Annotated in this window: 9 protein-coding genes, 5 pseudogenes and 1 riboswitch; of the genes and pseudogenes, 9 read left to right on the forward strand and 5 right to left on the reverse strand. The window is 60.0% G+C overall.

The annotated features are described in order from the left end of the window. Window positions 1–329: 329 nt before the first annotated feature. The 3 genes and pseudogenes from MUN84_RS10510 to MUN84_RS10520 all read right to left on the reverse strand — a co-directional run bounded on the left by MUN84_RS10510 (window position 330) and on the right by MUN84_RS10520 (window position 4,248). Window positions 330–1,174, reverse strand: a pseudogene (locus MUN84_RS10510) (SDR family oxidoreductase). Window positions 1,175–1,787: 613 nt separating this feature from the next. Next, window positions 1,788–2,971: pseudogene (locus MUN84_RS10515) on the reverse strand (alkene reductase). A 164-nt stretch (window positions 2,972–3,135) separates the two neighbouring features. Continuing rightward, window positions 3,136–4,248, reverse strand: a complete 1,113-nt coding sequence (locus tag MUN84_RS10520) for an OmpA family protein (protein ID WP_244698187.1) — start codon at window positions 4,246–4,248, stop codon at window positions 3,136–3,138. A gap of 363 nt (window positions 4,249–4,611) precedes the next feature. Then, window positions 4,612–4,725: riboswitch (SAM riboswitch) on the forward strand. Between the two features lie 150 nt (window positions 4,726–4,875). On the opposite strand from MUN84_RS10520, the pseudogene metH reads away from it, so the two are divergent. The 9 genes and pseudogenes from metH to MUN84_RS10565 all read left to right on the forward strand — a co-directional run bounded on the left by metH (window position 4,876) and on the right by MUN84_RS10565 (window position 16,265). After that, a pseudogene (metH, locus tag MUN84_RS10525) lies at window positions 4,876–8,606 on the forward strand (methionine synthase). A gap of 169 nt (window positions 8,607–8,775) precedes the next feature. Then, window positions 8,776–9,147 (forward strand): endonuclease domain-containing protein, encoded by a 372-nt coding sequence (locus MUN84_RS10530; RefSeq protein ID WP_262920710.1) that lies wholly within the window; start codon window positions 8,776–8,778, stop codon window positions 9,145–9,147. Window positions 9,148–9,250: 103 nt separating this feature from the next. Next, window positions 9,251–10,205: pseudogene (gene metF / locus MUN84_RS10535) on the forward strand (methylenetetrahydrofolate reductase [NAD(P)H]). A gap of 107 nt (window positions 10,206–10,312) precedes the next feature. Further along, window positions 10,313–10,783 carry a tetratricopeptide repeat protein gene (locus tag MUN84_RS10540; RefSeq protein ID WP_244698190.1) on the forward strand — a complete coding sequence of 157 codons (471 nt, stop codon included), beginning with the start codon at window positions 10,313–10,315 and terminating at the stop codon, window positions 10,781–10,783. A 311-nt stretch (window positions 10,784–11,094) separates the two neighbouring features. Further along, on the forward strand, window positions 11,095–11,664 hold the full coding sequence (locus MUN84_RS10545; RefSeq protein ID WP_244698192.1) for an energy transducer TonB: 570 nt from the start codon (window positions 11,095–11,097) through the stop codon (window positions 11,662–11,664). A 130-nt stretch (window positions 11,665–11,794) separates the two neighbouring features. Beyond that, window positions 11,795–12,322, forward strand: coding sequence for a hypothetical protein (locus MUN84_RS10550; RefSeq protein WP_244698194.1), 528 nt, complete (start codon window positions 11,795–11,797; stop codon window positions 12,320–12,322). A gap of 136 nt (window positions 12,323–12,458) precedes the next feature. Further along, window positions 12,459–14,006 carry an N-acetylmuramoyl-L-alanine amidase gene (locus MUN84_RS10555; RefSeq protein ID WP_244698197.1) on the forward strand — a complete coding sequence of 516 codons (1,548 nt, stop codon included), beginning with the start codon at window positions 12,459–12,461 and terminating at the stop codon, window positions 14,004–14,006. 265 nt (window positions 14,007–14,271) lie between these two features. After that, window positions 14,272–15,671, forward strand: a pseudogene (locus MUN84_RS10560) (OFA family MFS transporter). Between the two features lie 288 nt (window positions 15,672–15,959). Continuing rightward, a complete protein-coding gene (locus MUN84_RS10565; protein ID WP_244698200.1) occupies window positions 15,960–16,265 on the forward strand; it encodes a DUF2007 domain-containing protein in 306 nt (101 codons plus the stop codon). A 222-nt stretch (window positions 16,266–16,487) separates the two neighbouring features. Here the strand turns inward: MUN84_RS10565 and MUN84_RS10570 are convergent, their stop codons facing one another. Both MUN84_RS10570 and MUN84_RS23735 read right to left on the reverse strand, forming a co-directional pair. After that, on the reverse strand, window positions 16,488–17,195 hold the full coding sequence (locus tag MUN84_RS10570) for an acyl-CoA desaturase (protein ID WP_317239170.1): 708 nt from the start codon (window positions 17,193–17,195) through the stop codon (window positions 16,488–16,490). After that, window positions 17,144–17,569 carry a hypothetical protein gene (locus MUN84_RS23735; protein ID WP_317239171.1) on the reverse strand — a complete coding sequence of 142 codons (426 nt, stop codon included), beginning with the start codon at window positions 17,567–17,569 and terminating at the stop codon, window positions 17,144–17,146. The genes MUN84_RS10570 and MUN84_RS23735 overlap by 52 nt, the downstream gene beginning before the upstream one ends. Window positions 17,570–17,657 lie beyond the last annotated feature (88 nt).

Raw genomic sequence — 17,657 nt, forward strand, 5'->3', positions numbered from 1 at the left:
CTGGGGCGTGTATTCGGAGGTATCCAGGCGGGGCAGCAGGGCGGCGCGGGTAGCTTCCGTCACGAGGTCGGTCTGGAGCAGGGCACGCACGGTGCCATCGGGGTAGTGAGGGGAAGCCATTCGGGTCGGAAATCAGCCGGTGAGCAAGAAGAACGTAGCCCTACCTGACGAGCTAGGTTGGCGCAAGGTTTCTACTCAACAATAAAAGCTCCTCTTTGACTTAAAAATGAGATGCTTTTGCGCGTAAGGCCCGTTTGCCGCCAACCCGTTAGGCCCACCAAGCCTCGCCCAACAAGCCGGCAAGGCTACCATGCGGCTGTTGACAGGCGTTACTGGTCGCTGCTCATTTTACCACCCGTGACGTGCACCAAGGAGCCAGTCATGAACGAGCCGTCCTGGGAGGCCAGCAGCACGTAGGCGGGAGCCAGCTCTTCGGGCTGACCGGGCGGGCTAGGGCTACCTCGTAGCCGAACTTTTCAATTTCTTCCTGCGGCATGGTGCCGGGGATGTTGGGCGTCCAGACCGGGCCGGGCACCACGCAGTTTACCCGAATGCCTTTCTCGCCGAGGTAGGTTGCCAGGCTTTTGGTAAGGGCATGAATGGCCGATTTGGTACAGGCGTAATCCACCAGAATCGGGATGCCAGTAAGCCCCACAATGCTGCCGGTGTTGATGATGCAGTCGTGCTGCTTAAGGTGGGGTATAGCGGCCTGCGCCATCCAGATGTAGCCCAGAATGTTGGTATCGAAGGTGCGCCGGATTTGCTCTTCGGATATATCCTCGAACTTCTCGGCGCTCATCTGAAAGGCCGCATTGTTGACCAGGATGTTCAGGCCGCCCAGCTCTTTGCGGGTCAGGCGCACGGCCTGCTTGCACTGCTCTGGGTCGCGCACATCTAGCTGTAGCAGCAGGCACTGGCGGTGTTGCGCTTCCACGAGGCGCTTGGTTTCTTCGGCGTCCAGGGTGTTTTCGTTGTAGAGCACCGCTACGTGGGCGCCTTCCATGGCAAAGGCCACGGCCACGGCCCGCCCGATGCCGGAATCAGCGCCGGTCACCAGCGCAATCTTGTCTTGAAGCTTGCCCGCGGCCCGGTAGGTAGAGAAATCCATGGCCGGCTGCAGCTTCATATCGGCTTGCCGGGCAGGGTAGGGCAGCTTCTGCGCGTGCGCCTTCATTTCCTGGGCCGTCGGCCGCTTCACGGGTTGGGGTGCTTCGGTAGCGGCGGCCGCTTTCGTGGCGGCGGGCGTGGCAGCCGACTTTTTACCCGGAGCGGCCTTAGCAGCCGACGGAGCGGGAGTAGATGAGGCAGAAGTTTTCTTGGCAGCCATTTGGGTAGCAAAGTATAGTTGAGGTTTCTGCTTACGCAGATTCCGACCTCAACAGCTAACCGGTATGCCCTTGGTTGGAACAGTCGTTCTGGCGGGGCCTCACCCCCAGCCCCCTCTCCTCAGGAGAAGGGAAGCCACGGCGGTAAGCGGTAATAAGTGACACGTTAGCAAGAAATCGGGGCAATAGCGGCTGGAAAGCTAGGTTAAGCAGTTCCGGACAGCCGGGCCTACAGTGCGTTGAGCCCAAAACCGAAAACCCGCTCCGCCTCCAGTGTTATCCTGCGCTTGCCAAGGACCTTATCACGTAGGAACAGGGCGTTGTTACGTCAATCATTTGCGCGCTGCTCAGGATGACACTGAAGGCAAACCGGAATGGGCCGAGGCTAATTGCTCAAATAAAAACCCGCCCCTGCTTGCGCCGAGACGGGTTTTATATAGCAGATTACGAGCAGGTTAGTGCTTAGTTATTCTGGTAATCAACGGGCTCTTTCACGTCCGCGCCCTGGTCTTGGAGGGCGGGGTAGTCGATGTAGCCCTTATCGCCGGGCACGTAGAAGGTGCTGGGGTCAGGGGTGTTGAGGGCCGCCCCAACGCGGAAGCGCTCCACCAGGTCGGGGTTGGCAATGAAGGGTACTCCGAAGGCAATTAGGTCGGCCTCGTTGTTAGCCAGGGCCTTGTCGGCGGTGTCGTGGGTGTAGCCACCGTTGAGGATGAAGGTGCCGTTGAAAATCTGGCGTAGGTGCGCGGCTACGGCCGGAGTGCCGGGCTTGGCTGCCATCGGGTGACCAGGCAGGGCCTCAATGACGTGCAGGTAGGCCAGGTTGAACTGGTTGAGCTGCTCGGTTACGTAGCTAAAAGTGCGTACTGGGTCCGAGTCGTGGATGCTGGCGCTGCCCTGGGGCGAGAGGCGGATGCCCACCCGGTCGGCGCCCAGTTCGTCGACTACCGCTTGCACTACTTCCAGCACGAAACGGGTGCGGTTTTCCAAGCTGCCGCCGTACTCGTCGGTGCGCTGGTTGGAGCCGTCCTGGATGAACTGGTCGAGCAGGTAGCCGTTGGCGCCGTGAATTTCAGCCCCGTCGAAGCCGGCCAGCTTGGCGTTGCGGGCTGCTTGGCGAAACTGGTCGATTACCCCCGGAATTTCGCTGAGCTCTAGGGCGCGCGGCGTGGGCACATCCTCGAAACCCTGGCCGGTAAAGGCTTTTGCGCCTTCCGGCTTGATGGCCGAGGGAGCTACCGGCAGCTCACCCTTATGGAAGAAGGGGTGCGACACCCGGCCTACGTGCCAGAGCTGGATGAAAATGCGCCCCCGGCGGCGTGCACGGCGTCGGTTACTTTCTTCCAGCCCGCTACCTGCTCCTCGGAGTAAATACCGGGCGTGTTGATGTAGCCCACGCCCTGGGGCGACACCTGCGAGCCTTCCGAAATGATGAGGCCAGCCGTAGCCCGCTGCACGTAATAGGTCACAACGGAGTCGGTGGGCACGTTGCCTTCGTTGGTGGCCCGGCTGCGCGTCATGGGCGCCATGGCAAAGCGGTTGGGCAGGGAAAGCGCGCCCACTTGCACGGGCGTGAAAAGATTGGTGGTTTGGCTCATGATGAAGTCGATGGTTGAGAAACAATGACGTACCGTTTCAGCACCCATCAACTAATGTCTATACACCAATGTTTTCACCGTCCTGACAAAAAGCAAAAACTGTCCTTCCAATGTGGAAGGAAGAATCTGAGTTTCGCCTCTGAATTCCCAGGCTCCTCGTTCCACTTGCAAGGATAGTTCTATAGGGCGTTACTGCTCAACCTATTGCACCACTACCTCCACGCGCCGGTTGCGGGGCGCTGCTGCGGGTCGCGGTTATTGGCCACTGGCCGTGTGCCGCCGTAGCCGCGGGCCGTAAGCCGCACCGGGTCGATGCCCTGCTGCACGAGGTACTGCCGCACCACCCGGGCCCGCTGCTCGGAGAGGCGCAGGTTCAGGGCGGCTTCGCCTACGTTATCGGTGTGGCCGGCTATTTCCAGCTGCATGGTGGGCTGGGCGCGCAGCGTGCGAGCCAGGGCATTCAGGGTAGGGCGCGAGCCGGGCAGCAAAGCCGCCGTGCTCTGGGTAAAGTAGAGGTTGGGCAGCGTTACGGCCGCGCCTTTGCTCAGCGCCGTTAGGTCGGGTAGCTGGGCGGTGGCGGTGTCGGCTTTTGCGGGCGCTGCTCTGGTCACTACCGGCACCACGGCTGATTTAGGTTTGGCCGCAGCTACGGGCGCTGGGCTGCTAGCTGCGCGGGCCGGCTTTGCAATCGGCTTCGGCTTGCCGCCGGAAGCAGCCGCCGGAACGGAGGCCGCGGCCTTGGGCTGGGGCGGCGTAGCCTCCACGAGAAGTAAAATATTGGTGGGCAGAGTGGAGTACAGATTAGCCGCTGGAATGGGCTGCGGTTCGTTGAACGTGTTGAAATCGGGTAGCTGCCAGGCTAGTAGTGCCCGCGAGTCCCGGTCGCTCTGGTAGTATTCCACCCGCAAGGCGTAGTAGCTCCCAGCTTTCATTTTCAGGTGGGTTGTGGAAACCGTTACGGGCTGATCGTGCCAGGAATCCAGCACTTTCTTCCCGCCGATCCAGACGCGCATCCCGTCGTCGGTAGCAATCTGGAAGGTGTACACCCCCGTTACCGGGGCATATACGTGGCCTGCCCAACGCACCGAGAAGTACTCGCCCGGCACGCCCGGTCCCGGCGACACAAAGTGGTTGCCGCTGGGCCCAACAGTCCAATTGAAGTCGATTGCTGCATCGGTGCGAGTCAGCACTAGCTTCTCAAACTTTTTACCCTCGTAGTACTGTCCACGCAAGCCCGAGCCGGCCTGGTGTTGAGCCAGCGTCCAGCTGCTCAGCAGGCATAAGCAGCCCGCTAACAATTTCTGACACAGAGAGGATAGCATCATAGTCGCAGACATCTAACGTATTGACCACAAAATGAACAAAATGCCAGGCCGCACGAACTTTATTCAATGAGCAGGCCCATTCCGTACAACGAACCATTCAGCTAAGCCTATATACTTCTGCGAAGCAAACCGTGCAGCAAGCCACCAACTTGCTGTTGCTACCCGCCTGTAGAAACGCGACACTCCACGTCGTGTCGGTGAGCAGTAAGCATTGGACGATGTGAGTTAAACAACTTCAGCAACGACTGAGACGCGAAGCGTCGCGTCTTCTGCAGGCGTGCAGCCTGAAAGCGAATGCCTCTACCTCCCTCCCAAAACTTCCCGGATTGAATTTCGAAGATTCCAGTTGTATCTTCGCCCTGTTACTTATCCAGAAAGACCGAGGGATTGGGCCCAACGACGTCTTAGCAACCTGAAATAAAACAAGGTGCTAATTCCCTTTCCAGGCCGCTTGGGCGGTTTGGAAGAAGATAAGAACAGGACTCGCGCCCCCACGCGGCTCTTTCTGGATAGGCACTTTTTTGCTGCCGATTTTCTTAGAAGAGCCGATATGTCGACGACCCTCCACCGCCCCCACTCCCGCTGCACGACATCCTGGCCCAGCGCGTCCTGATTCTGGACGGCGCCATGGGCACCATGATTCAGCGTCACAAGCTGGAAGAGGCTGATTTCCGGGGCACCCGCTTCGCGAATCATCCCAAACCCCTGCGCGGCAACAACGACCTGCTCAGCCTCACCCGCCCCGACATCATCAGGGGCATTCACGCCGATTACTTTGCGGCCGGGGCCGACATGGTGGAAACCAACACGTTCAGCGGCACCACCATCGCCCAGGCCGACTACGGCCTGGAGGACATCGTGTATGAGTTGAACTATGAGTCGGCGCGCATAGCCCGGGAGGTAGCCGACGAATTTACAGCTCAGAACCCCGCCAAACCTCGCTTCGTGGCCGGCGCCATCGGGCCCACCAACCGCACTGCCTCCCTGTCACCCGACGTAAACCGTCCCGGCTTCCGGGCCGTGACCTTCGATGAGCTGGCTACCGCCTACCATGAGCAAGTGCGCGGCCTCGTGGAAGGCGGCTCCGACGCCCTGCTCATTGAAACCATCTTCGACACCCTGAACGCCAAGGCGGCGCTGTACGCGGTGCAGAAGTTCTTCGACGAAGGTGGCCGGGTAGTGCCCATCATGATTTCCGGTACCATCACCGACGCTTCCGGCCGCACCCTTTCTGGCCAGACGGTGGAGGCTTTCTGGAACTCCATTCGCCACTTGCCTCTGCTGAGCGTGGGTTTGAACTGCGCCCTCGGCGCCGACCAGCTGCAGGTGTACATCAAGGAGCTGAGCCGCATTGCCGACGTGCACATTTCCGCCTACCCCAACGCTGGCCTCCCGAATGCCTTCGGCGGCTACGACGAGTCGGCCCAGGAATTTGCGGGCGTGGTGGAAAACTACCTCAAGGAAGGCCTCGTGACGGTGGTAGGTGGATGTTGCGGCACCACGCCCCAGCACATCGGCGAGCTAAGCAAGCTGGCGGAGCGGTACGAACCGCGGAGGTTGGCCTCACCCCAACCCCTCCCCGGTGGGGAGGAGCTTAGATTAGCTTCTGCTGATAGGATAACCAACATGTCTGGCACCCCTCCCCACCGGGGAGGGGCCGGGGTGGGGTAACCCGCCTCGCCGGCCTCGAACCGTTCAACATCACCCCCGACAGCCTGTTTGTGAACGTGGGCGAGCGGTGCAACGTGACCGGCTCCCGCGCCTTTGCCCGCCTTATCCGGACCGGTAACTACGAGGCCGCCCTGCAAGTAGCCCGCGACCAGGTGGAAGGCGGTGCCCAGGTCATCGACGTGAACATGGACGAAGGCATGCTCGACTCGGAGCAGGCCATGACCACCTTCCTGCACCTAATTGCCTCGGAGCCCGACATTTCGCGGGTGCCGATTATGCTGGACTCTTCGAAGTGGAGCGTGCTGGAAGCCGGCCTTAAGTGTGTGCAAGGCAAGAGCATCGTCAACTCCATTTCCTTGAAAGAAGGCGAGGAAACCTTCAAGGAGCGGGCCCGCACCGTGCGAGCTTACGGCGCCGCCATGGTGGTCATGGCCTTCGATGAGAACGGCCAGGCCGATACCCTGGAAAAGCGCATCGACATCTGCCGGCGCAGCTACGATATTCTGGTAAATGAAGTCGGCTTCCCGGCCGAGGACATCATCTTCGACCCCAACATCCTGACGGTGGGCACCGGCATGGAGGAGCACCGCAACTACGCCCTAGACTTCATCGAGGCCGTGCGGTGGATCAAGCAGAACCTGCCCGGCGCCCTCACCAGCGGCGGCGTCAGCAACATCAGCTTCTCCTTCCGCGGCAACGATGTAGTGCGCGAGGCCATGCATTCGGCCTTCCTCTACCACGCCATCCGGGCCGGCTTGGATATGGGCATTGTGAACCCCAGCCAGCTGGCCGTGTACGACGAAGTGCCGAAGGACCTGCTGGAATTGGTGGAAGACGTGCTCCTGAACCGTCGCCCCGACGCCACCGAGCGCCTCGTAGACTTCGCCGACACGGTAAAGCAGAAGGACAAAACGGAGGTAGTAGCCGACGCCTGGCGTAGCCTGCCCGTAGCCGAGCGCCTGCAGCACGCCCTGGTAAAAGGTATTACGGAGTTTATTGACGAGGACACCGAGCAGGTGCGCCAGCAAGTAGCCAGGCCACTGGAGGTGATTGAAGGCCCGCTGATGGCCGGCATGAACGTAGTGGGTGACTTGTTTGGCGCGGGCAAAATGTTCCTGCCCCAGGTCGTGAAATCGGCACGCGTGATGAAGAAAGCCGTGGCCTACCTGGAGCCCTACCTACTGGCCGACAAGCAAAGCGGCGACCGGCAAACGGCCGGTAAAATATTGCTGGCCACAGTGAAAGGCGACGTGCACGACATCGGCAAGAACATCGTGGGTGTAGTGCTGGCCTGCAATAACTTCGACATCGTGGACCTGGGCGTGATGGTGCCCCTGGAAAAGATTCTGGACGAAGCCCAGAAGCAACAGGTGGACGTCATCGGCCTGAGTGGCCTCATCACCCCGAGCTTAGATGAAATGGTGTACGTGGCCCAGGAAATGGAAAAGCGCGGCCTCAACACGCCGCTGCTCATTGGGGGTGCCACTACCTCCCGCCTGCACGCGGCCGTGAAAATTGCGCCCAACTACTCCGGCCCGGTGGTGCACGTCAACGACGCTTCCCGCTCGGTAGGCGTGGCGGCGGCTTTGCTGGGCTCCGCCGATGTGGAATACGCCCGCACCGTGCGCGAGGAGTACCGCCAGCTCCGCGAAGACTACGCCGGCCGTCAGCGCGAGAAAAGCTATTTGCCCATTGAAGTCGCCCGCGAAAACGGCTTCCAGGCCGACTGGGATACTGCCCGTATTGTGAAGCCGAGTTTCCTGGGCACCAAAACACTGGAAGACTACCCCTGGCTGAGCTAGCGGAGTACATCGACTGGACGCCCTTCTTCCAGACCTGGGAATTGAAGGGCCGCTACCCCCGCATCCTCACCGATGAGAATGTGGGCGAAGCCGCCACCCAGCTCTTCCACGACGCCCAGAAGCTGCTCAAGCAAATCATTGACGAGAAGTTGCTCACGGCCCGCGCCGTAGTGGGTTTCTGGCCCGCCAACACCGTCGCCCACGATACCATCCAGATTTTCAAGGATGACAGCCGCGAGGAAATCCAGACGGAGTTCTTCACCCTGCGCCAGCAGAGCGAGAAGGCCCCGGCGTGCCCAACCTGGCCTTTTCCGACTTTGTGGCCCCGCGCGAAACCGGCCGCGCGGACTACATCGGGGGCTTTGCCGTGACGGCGGGCTTGGGCATTGAGAAACTGCTGGAGAAGTACGAGCAGGAGCACGACGACTACTCCAGCATCATGGTGAAAGCCCTGGCCGACCGCCTCGCTGAGGCCTTTGCCGAGCGCCTGCACCAGCGCGTACGCGAGGAATTCTGGGGCTACGACCCGGCCGAAAATCTCACGAACGAGGACCTCATTCAGGAGAAATATAAAGGTGTGCGCCCCGCCCCGGCTACCCCGGTTGCCCCGACCACACCGAGAAAATTACCTTGTTCGAGCTGCTCGACGCCGAGAACAAAACCGGCATCCGCCTCACCGAGAACCTGGCCATGTACCCCGCCTCCTCCGTGAGCGGGCTCTACTACGCCCACCCCGAAAGCCGCTACTTCGGCCTCGGCCGCATCGGCAAGGACCAGGTAGCAGACATTGCCGAGCGCAAGAACATGCCACTTGCCGAGTTGGAACGCTGGCTGGCCCCCAACCTGAACTACGACCCGGCCAGCGTGCCCGTAACGGCGCTGTAGTGGCCTCACCCCCTAGCCCCCTCTCCGGGGAGAGGGGACTAGCTTCTAGCTTTTAATTCTAAGATTTCAACTACATGAGTCGGGAAGCTGATTCTAAGCAGAGTCTAAAACTAGAAACTAGTCCCCCTCCCCCGGAGAGGGGCTAGGGGGTGAGGCAACCCATCAGGCAATCGACGCCCGCCTAACCGCTGACAGATCAAAATGGCACCAACACCTAAAAGGCTTCAGCGCCGAAATGCGCCGGAACCCAACCGAGGCTGGAAACAAGCTTTGGCAAGCTCTGCGTAACCGACAACTTGCTAACGTCAAGTTCCTGCGCCAGCACAGCATCGACCGCTACATTGTTGATTTTGTGAGTCTTGAAGCCAGACTAATTGTAGAGGTAGACGGAGAAATCCACAACCAGCCTGACCAGCAGGACTATGATGCGGGCCGCTCTACAGTACTGCAGGAACTCGGCTACCGAATTCTACGCTTCTCCAACGACCAAGTACTGCACGAACCAGATCAGGTGCTAGCAACTATCAAATCTGCCCTGTAACCAAACCACAGCCCCCTCCCAAAAGTCGCCAGGCTCCCCCTCTCCACGGGAGAGGGGCCGGGGGTGAGGCAACCACTAGAACGAGCCGGGACCACCAACCTATATGAAAGTAACCGAACACCTAACCCGCGCCGACGGCAAGACGCTGTTTTCCTTCGAGGTGCTACCCCCAAAAAGGGCGAGAACATCCAGAACCTGTTCTCGAATATTGAGCCTCTGATGGAGTTCAAGCCGCCGTTTATTGACGTAACCTACCACCGCGAGGAGTACGTGTACCGCCAGCACCCCAACGGGTTTCTGGAGAAGAAAACCGTGCGTAAACGGCCCGGCACGGTGGGCATTTGCGCCGCCATCAAGAACCGCTTCGATGTGGATACCGTGCCCCACCTGATCTGCGGGGCTTCTCGAAGGAGGAAACAGAAAACGCCCTCATCGACCTGCACTTCCTCGGCATTGATAACGTGCTGGCGTTGCGCGGCGACCCTATCAAATCGGAAGGCCATTTCAAGCCCGACCCGGATGGGCACGCCTACGCCGCCGACCTGATTGGGCAGGTAGCCAACCTGAACAAGGGCGAGTATCTGGATGAGGAACAGGATGATACGTGGGCTACGAACTTCTGTATCGGCACGGCCGGCTACCCCGAGAAGCACTTTGAGTCGCCAAACTACGGGGCCGACCTGCGCTACCTCAAGCACAAGGTGGACCGCGGCGCCGAGTACATCGTGACCCAGATGTTTTTCGACAACGAGCAGTTCTTCAACTTCGAGAAGCGCTGCCGGGAGGCGGGCATCACGGTACCCATCATCCCCGGCCTCAAGCCCCTGACCACCAAGAGCCAGCTCACCATGCTACCCCGGGCCTTCTACCTCAACATTCCGGAAGAGCTGGCCGACGCCGTGCACCATGCCCCCGACAACGCCGCGGCCCGGGAAATCGGGATTGAGTGGTGCATCAACCAAAGCAAGGAGCTGATGGCCCACGGCGTGCCCTGCCTGCACTACTACAGCATGGGCAAGTCAGAAAGCATCCGGCGGGTAGCGGCAGCTCTATTTTAAGCGGTGAGATAGTGCAATGGTGAAATGGTGAGTTTTTGGTTTTAACTGCGCCACTTGCGCCCATGGAACGTAGAACTCACCATCTCACCTTTTCACTATCTCACCGCTTGGATACCCTCAACGACCTGTTTGTGCGCCTGCGGGAAGCCACGGCCCCGGCCGAAATTGAGGCCTTGCAGGATGGCATCTGGCACATCTGGCTGACGGCCGGCCACCCCGTGCTCGACAAGCACCTGGAGGCGGGGATGCGCGCCCTCTCAGCCGGCGACTATACCCTTGCTATTCACGAGTTTACTTCCCTGACGGAAGCCAGCCCCGACTACGCCGAGGGCTGGAACAAGCGGGCCACGGCCTACTACATGCGGGGCGAGTACAACGCCTCCCTGCGCGATGTACGCGAAACCCTGCGCCGGGAACCCCGCCACTTCGGGGCGCTGTCGGGGTGGGCCACCATGCTCCGGATGCTCGGCGACGACCGGGGCGCCCTGCGCGTACTCGGCCGGCTAGAGAAAATTTGTCCGGCCTGGCCGGGCCTGCAGAGCCAGCTGCGCGACCTGCGCGACCGGATGGAAGAGTAAATCTGCTAAGCAGCTGAGCCTGACAGTGCTTCCCTATTCTTGAGTTGCTGAACTAGGAGGAAATTTGTAGATTTCCCGGACCAGGCTCTACCTACGGTTACTCCCCCCAGCCGTGTATAGCCGCGCTGCGCCGTGTTGGCCCAGCGTTCATGGTCCCACCCTTCTACCCCAGCCCCGCGGCTCCTGGGAGCCTTATAGAACTTAACCAAGATTTATTTCTTACCCTTTTGCCCGTAGCCCGCTGGTATTGCCAGGGGCTGCCGGGCATTTCTGCGCGCGCATTCCCCTTTTCCCACCCCCATTTCTCTTCTATGAAACAACTCATACTCCCTCTTCTAGTATTCTCCTCCGTGGCGGCATCGGCCCAAAAAATGCGCAAGTCTGAACTAGAAAGCGGACTGCTGGAGAAAGGTCAAAAAGTTGGGGTTTGGGAGTACTACGCCTACACCCGCGACGGGAGTCAGGTAGTAACCCAAAAGTACGACCACACCGCTAAGAAGTTGGTATTCAATCGTCCCTTCGATGATGTACCCTACTCTGTGCAGAACGCCGCCGGCGAATGGACCCGCCAGCGCGTAACCCATCCCGTCTTTTTCATCGGGGGCGATGCGGCGCTGGCTACCTACATGACCAAGCTTAATTACCCGGTGGCGGCCCAAACCAAGAACGTGCAGGGCCGGGTGCTGGTCTCATTCGTGGTGGACACCCTGGGCCAGGCCTCCAACCACCAGGTGCTGCTGGGTATAGGCTCCGGCTGCGACGAAGAGGCCCTGCGGGTGGCTCGCAGCATTCCGGCCCAGTGGATTCCGGCTCGCATTGGCAGCCATGCCGTGGTTTCCAAATATGAAATGCCTTTCACGTTTCGGCTGCGGCCTCAATAGGGCTTGCGCACCGCTTTCAACTACGGTACTACCCCACAAACACAGCCCGCTTCGTAAAGAAGTGGGCTGTGTTGCGTATAGTGCCTACTTGCGTTTACTCTCCCACCTCAACAATCAATACCTTGCCGATATGAAATCTCTCCGTTTGTTTTTGCTGCCCGCCGTCGGATTGCTGCTGGCCGCCTGCGACACTACCCCGCGTGAGCGACAGGAAATGGTAAAACAAGAAGCCCGCAAGCTGGATACCGTCGCCGACCGGGCCGCGGCCAAACTGCGCGTGGCCGGCCGCCGGGCGGCCCGCTTCGATTCTGCCTCCCGCGCCCGTAGCCGCCAGCCCCTAGACAGAGCGGCGGAAGCCACCTTTGCCAGCCAGTTGCTGGGCACGTACACGGAAGTTGAACAGCTTACGCCCCAAACCATTGAGCCGGCTTTCGTGCAATTCATGCAGCAGGTGCGGGCCAACCGCCGGGAGTGGACCCAGCGCGACTGGGACTATGCTACCGCCATCAGCCGGCGCCTCAATGAGCGGTTCCGGGCTATTCGCCTCGACATCAAGGGCCGCGACGAGCTGCACATCCGGGCCCTGCAAACCGAATTCACGGCCCTGGAAACCGGCCGCGACGTGAAGGATTTGGGCCAAGCCGTAAAGCAACCCTAACCCTGCGCACGTTCTGCTTCTGAGCCTCGCCCTCCCGGCGGGGCTTTTTAGCTGGCGTTTAGGGGTAGCAGTAAACATGTGCCAACCAGCGCCACCGCAACGAGCCGGGCAGCTTCCTCGTCTGTATGTTTCACCTATGTCCTCCTTTCCTCTTTCCCGCCTGCTCTGGGCCAGCCTGCTGCTGACGGTGCTGGGTAGCTTTACGGCGCAGACCCAGCAACCTGCCTCAGCCACCCGCCTGCCAGTAATTTCTACCGCCGAAATCATACCCGCCGCCGACCAGTGGCTTAGCCCCGGCGACCGGCTGCACGTGCGCCTGACCGGCACTGCGGGCTTGCGGGCCACCTTTCTGCGTGGGCTACCGCTCACGGAACTGCCGCCCGCGCAGGCCCAGGGCAGGCGTGGGGTGTACCAAGGCACCTACGTAGTGCAGCCCGGCGACACCCTTCTCAATCGGCGCATCAGCTTTCAACTGCTCACTCCGGACAGCCTTATGGCCACGGCTTTCAGCCGGCATACCGTCCGGTTTCTGAACCCGAATGAGCCCCAACTAGCTCTCACCAAGGGCGAGCTGGCCTACCTCAATTACGGTCTGGGCGAAGACCGGCTAGGCGGGGCCAAACTCGGCTACCTCGATTCGGCGGTGGTATTGCACCTGACGGGGAGGGTAGGCAACCAGTACCGCGTGCAGCTGAGTGCTACCCAACTAGCCTGGGTGCCCCAGGAGGTAGTGCGCCTGCTGCCGCCGGGTGGCTTCGTGCCCGCCGCCCTAACGGGTTCCTGGAGCGTGCAGGGCGACTCGGTCTATGACTACGTGCGTATGTCGCTTGGTCAGCGCCTGCCCTACCGCTCCCAGCTGCTCACTGAACCCAGTCGGCTGGTGGTGGATGTGTTTGGGGCTACCTCGAACACCAACTGGATAACCCAGCGCGACGGCCTACGGGAGCTGGGCGACGTGAGCTACGAGCAAGTACAGCCCGATGTGTTCCGGCTGGTGCTCCCCCTGCGCCACCGCCAGAGCTGGGGCTACCACATCGGCTACCGAGGTAACACCCTGGAAATTAAGGTGAAGCGTCCGCCCCAGAAGCTACGCCTGCGCGGCCTGACGGTGGCCCTAGACCCGGGCCACGGCGGTACCAATGTGGGGGCCACCGGCGCCAGCGGCGCCCGCGAGAAAGACCTGACCCTGGCTATTGCCCTGAAGCTGCGCCGGGAGCTGGAGCAAGCCGGGGCCCGCGTGCTCATGACCCGCGAAACCGATGCTACCGTGGACAACGGCAACCGGGTGCTGCTCCTGCGTCGCCTCAACCCCGATGTGCTGGTCAGTATCCACGTCAACTCTTCGGGTAGCGCCGCGGCACAGGGCACCAGCACTTACTACCGCTACGTGGCGTTTCGGCCCCTATCGGTGGCGCTGTACGAGCAGATGCGGGCCACGGGGCTGGCGGGCTTCGGCAACGTAGGCGGCTTCAACTTCGGGCTGAACGGCCCTACTGAATACCCAAATGCCCTCGTCGAAACAGCCTTTGTGTCTAACCCCGAGGATGAGAAGCGCCTGACGGACCCGCAGTTTCAGCAGCGCATGGCTCAGGCCATGAAGCAGGGGCTAACGGAGTTTCTACGGCGCTGCCGAGCGCGGGGGCCGCGGGGTGGCTGCTGGGCCAATCGGCTACGGAGTAAATAGGCGGCCGACTGGTAGGCGCCATTCGTGCCGGAAGCTGGCTTGCTGGTATGTACCTACACGCGTGCCTGCCGTATAGCCCCGGAAATGCCGCGCGAGCAGACAAGCTTAGCTATAGCTGTTTAGCAAAAAATAGTTGAGTTAATCACTAAAAAAGCCTCCTAAAGCCTCCTACCTTATTGGCACCCAACGCGTACAGCCGAGCATTATTCGGGATGCCAGTTGGCAAATCCGCTCTTTCACCTACCTAAAAAACACCCGTTCCCGCATGGCAAACAATTCTTTACTTGACCGCAGCCGCACTGTTGCTGGCCCTGGCTACAATCGGTGGCTAGTGCCGCCGGCAGCCCTGGCCATTCACCTTGCTATTGGGCAGGCGTATGCGTTCAGCGTGTTTAAAAAGCCGCTGGGCTCCCTCATCAGCGGCAATCCGGATGCCCCAGCCCCGACCGACTGGACCCCGGCGCAGCTTGGCATCATCTTCTCCATTGCCATCGTGCTGCTGGGCTTATCGGCAGCTGTATTTGGGAAATGGCTGGAGCGGGTTGGTCCTCGCAAAGCCATGCTGGCGTCGGCCTTGTGCTTTGGCGGCGGCTTTTTCATTGCGGCGTTGGGTGTGCATCTGCACAGCCTCTGGCTGGTGTATTTCGGGTATGGATTCGTGGGCGGTATTGGCCTTGGCATCGGCTACATTTCGCCGGTGAGCACGCTTATCAAATGGTTTCCCGACCGGCGGGGGTAGCTACCGGCATGGCCATTATGGGCTTTGGCGGCGGAGCTATGATTGGCTCTCCTCTAGCCGTGGCCTTGATGGACCGTTTCAAGGACTCGGCACCCCAGGGCGTAGCTCCCACTTTCATCGTTATGGGCCTTATCTACCTGCTGTTCATGCAGTTTGGCGTCTGGACCATTCGGGTGCCCGCCGACGACTGGAAGCCGGCTGGCTACACGCCGTCTACGGAACATAACGCCCTCATTACCAGCGGCAACGTCACGGCCGACAACGCCATTAAAACGCCGCAGTTCTGGCTGCTGTGGGTGGTGCTGTGCATGAACGTAACCGCTGGCATTGGCGTGCTGGAATCGGCGTCTCCTCTTATTCAGGAAGCCTTTTCCGATAAAAACCTGGGCGCTGGCCGGGGCGTAACGGCGGCGGCAGCGGCCGGCTTTGTGGGTCTACTGAGCCTGTTTAACCTGCTGGGCCGCTTTTTCTGGTCGTCGGCTTCTGATAAGCTAGGCCGCAAAACCACGTACGCTATTTATTTTGGGCTGGGGATTTTACTGTATGCCCTGGTGCCCACGTTGGGCGCCAGCGCCTCACTGGCGCTGTTTGTGGTTGTGTGCTGCGTTATTCTGAGCATGTATGGCGGCGGGTTTGCTACCATCCCGGCTTACTTATCCGACTTGTTCGGTAAAATGCAGGTAGGCGCTATTCATGGCCGGTTGCTTACCGCCTGGAGCACCGCCGGCGTGCTGGGCCCTCTGATTGTTAACTACCTGCATAGCAGCGCCAAAGAGCAGAACTTGGAAGGCGCCGCCGCCTATCAGTCGGTGTTCTATACCATGGCCGGCGTGCTGGTTATCGGTCTGATTGCCAACTTCCTGGTGCGGCCCGTTGCGGAGAAGTATTTCGAAAAGGAAGCAGCCCCGCAAAAGGCTGTGGCCTAGCAGTTTGTTCGTTTAGTTGGCCACGGCTCAGCTCTCATCTTCTTCATCTTTCCCATGGAACCTACCGTAAATCGTACCGCTACCCCGAGCCTTCTTCGGGAGCAGCCCTGGCCATTGCCTGGCTATTTGTGGGCATCCCGCTGGCCTGGGGCGTTGCCCAAACGTTTATCAAAGCCCTGGCGCTGTTCAAGTAGCAGACCTGCCCGCATTTTTTCCTCTTCAGAAGCACCCAATGGGGTGCTTCTGTTGTTTTTGGCTTGTACGGCTCCTCAGCCCCGCCTTTTCTGTATGCCCCCGGATTCTTCCGCTCCTGCCAACATTGTCCTGCTCGAATCGTTTCGGGATGTTATTACCGCGCATTTAGCTAAAAATCAGCTTGATGCCGCTGGCATCCCTTGCTTTCTGGGCAACGAAAACCGGCCCTATGGGCCCGTGCTGGGAGCGGTGCGCCTATTCGTGCGGGCCCCTGATGTGGCGGCTGCCCACGAAGTACTGCACGCCCAACGGGCCCCCATGCATGCCATGCCCCCGAGCCAGCGGAAGAGCCAGCCGCCGGCACCCGGCGCTGCCCCCGCTGCCACCATGCCGACGTAGTCTGCCGCCACCAGCCTCAACCCACCGACAACCTTTTCGTGAAGCTGCGCCTCTGGCTACAGGCCCCCGAAAAGCCCCAATGTCATTGCTTTACCTGCGGGCTGGAGTTCGAGGCAGAATAACACGAAAGCCCGCGGGAAATAGCTTCGCGCGGGCTTTCTTTCATTTAGTCGTTATATTCAGAAAACGCGCTACCCCTTCTGCTTGCCGAGAAGGTAGCGGCTAGGCACTGGCCCGGCCCAACTTGTACAGGATGCGGTAGTGGGACTGAAGCGCGCCCCAAAACGAAGCGTTTTCCAGGTAGGGCAAGCCGAATTCCTGGGCCGTGTTGCGAACAATCACCGACAGGGCAGGGTAGTGAATGTGACAAATGCGCGGAAATAGGTGATGCTCAATTTGCCGGTTCAGGCCCCCGCAGAAAAAACTGGCCAGCTTGCTGGTAGGCGAAAAGTTGGCCGTGGTTTGGAGCTGGTGCACGGCCCACGCTTCCTGCATTTCGCCTTGCGCGTCGGGCAGCGGGAAAGCGGTACCTTCTACCACGTGCGCCAGCTGAAAAACCAGGCCCAGCACCAGCCCTTCCACGAAGTGCATGGTTAGAAAGCCCAGCAGAAACTGCCACCAGGTAATGGGGAGAAACACCAGCGGCAGAACAATGAACAAGACGTAGTACAGGGCCTTATACAGGAACAGGTTCACGTATTCCTTGCGGGGATGATTGGCGACATGCTCCCCAATCTTTGCCTGAAAAAACTTAACGTAGTCCTTGCGCAGCACCCACGACAACGACGCCAGCCCGTAGAGGGCAAAGGCGTAGAAGTGCTGAAACCGTTGCCAAGGGCGTACGGGCTCATCCTCCGACAAACGCACCAGACCGGGCGCTACCTCAATATCTTCGTCGTGGCCGGGAATGTTGGTGTAAGTATGGTGCACCAGGTTGTGGGTAATGCCCCACACGTAGGGGCTGGCCCCAGCAAATTGAAGAGCAGGCCTAAGCCCTTGTTTATGCGCTTGTTAGCTGAAAAAGCCCCGTGCAGGGCATCGTGGCAGATATTGAAGCCGATGAAGGCATTGGTGGCTCCCAACAGTCCGGCCGCAACCAGCATGCCCCAGGGGCCTAGCAAGCCGGATAGAATGAGTGCGTACAGCCCCACAAAGCTGACCAGAAACAGAATGGTTTTTCCCCACATGGCCCGGTTGGCATGCCGGGAAAGCTGGTGAAGCTGAAAGTAAGCATCCACCCGCTGGCGAACTGTGGCAAAGAAAAGTGAACGGTTGGCGTTCGTGAATTTAAGCGAAGCACTCATAGACAAAGGGAAAACTGCGCAAGAGCAGTCCACACCGCTTCGGCCAGAAATGTTGTTGTAAGTATAGGCAACCACAAGAGTACGACAA

This window comes from Hymenobacter sp. 5516J-16, from assembly GCF_022919335.1.
Taxonomy (GTDB): domain Bacteria; phylum Bacteroidota; class Bacteroidia; order Cytophagales; family Hymenobacteraceae; genus Hymenobacter; species Hymenobacter sublimis.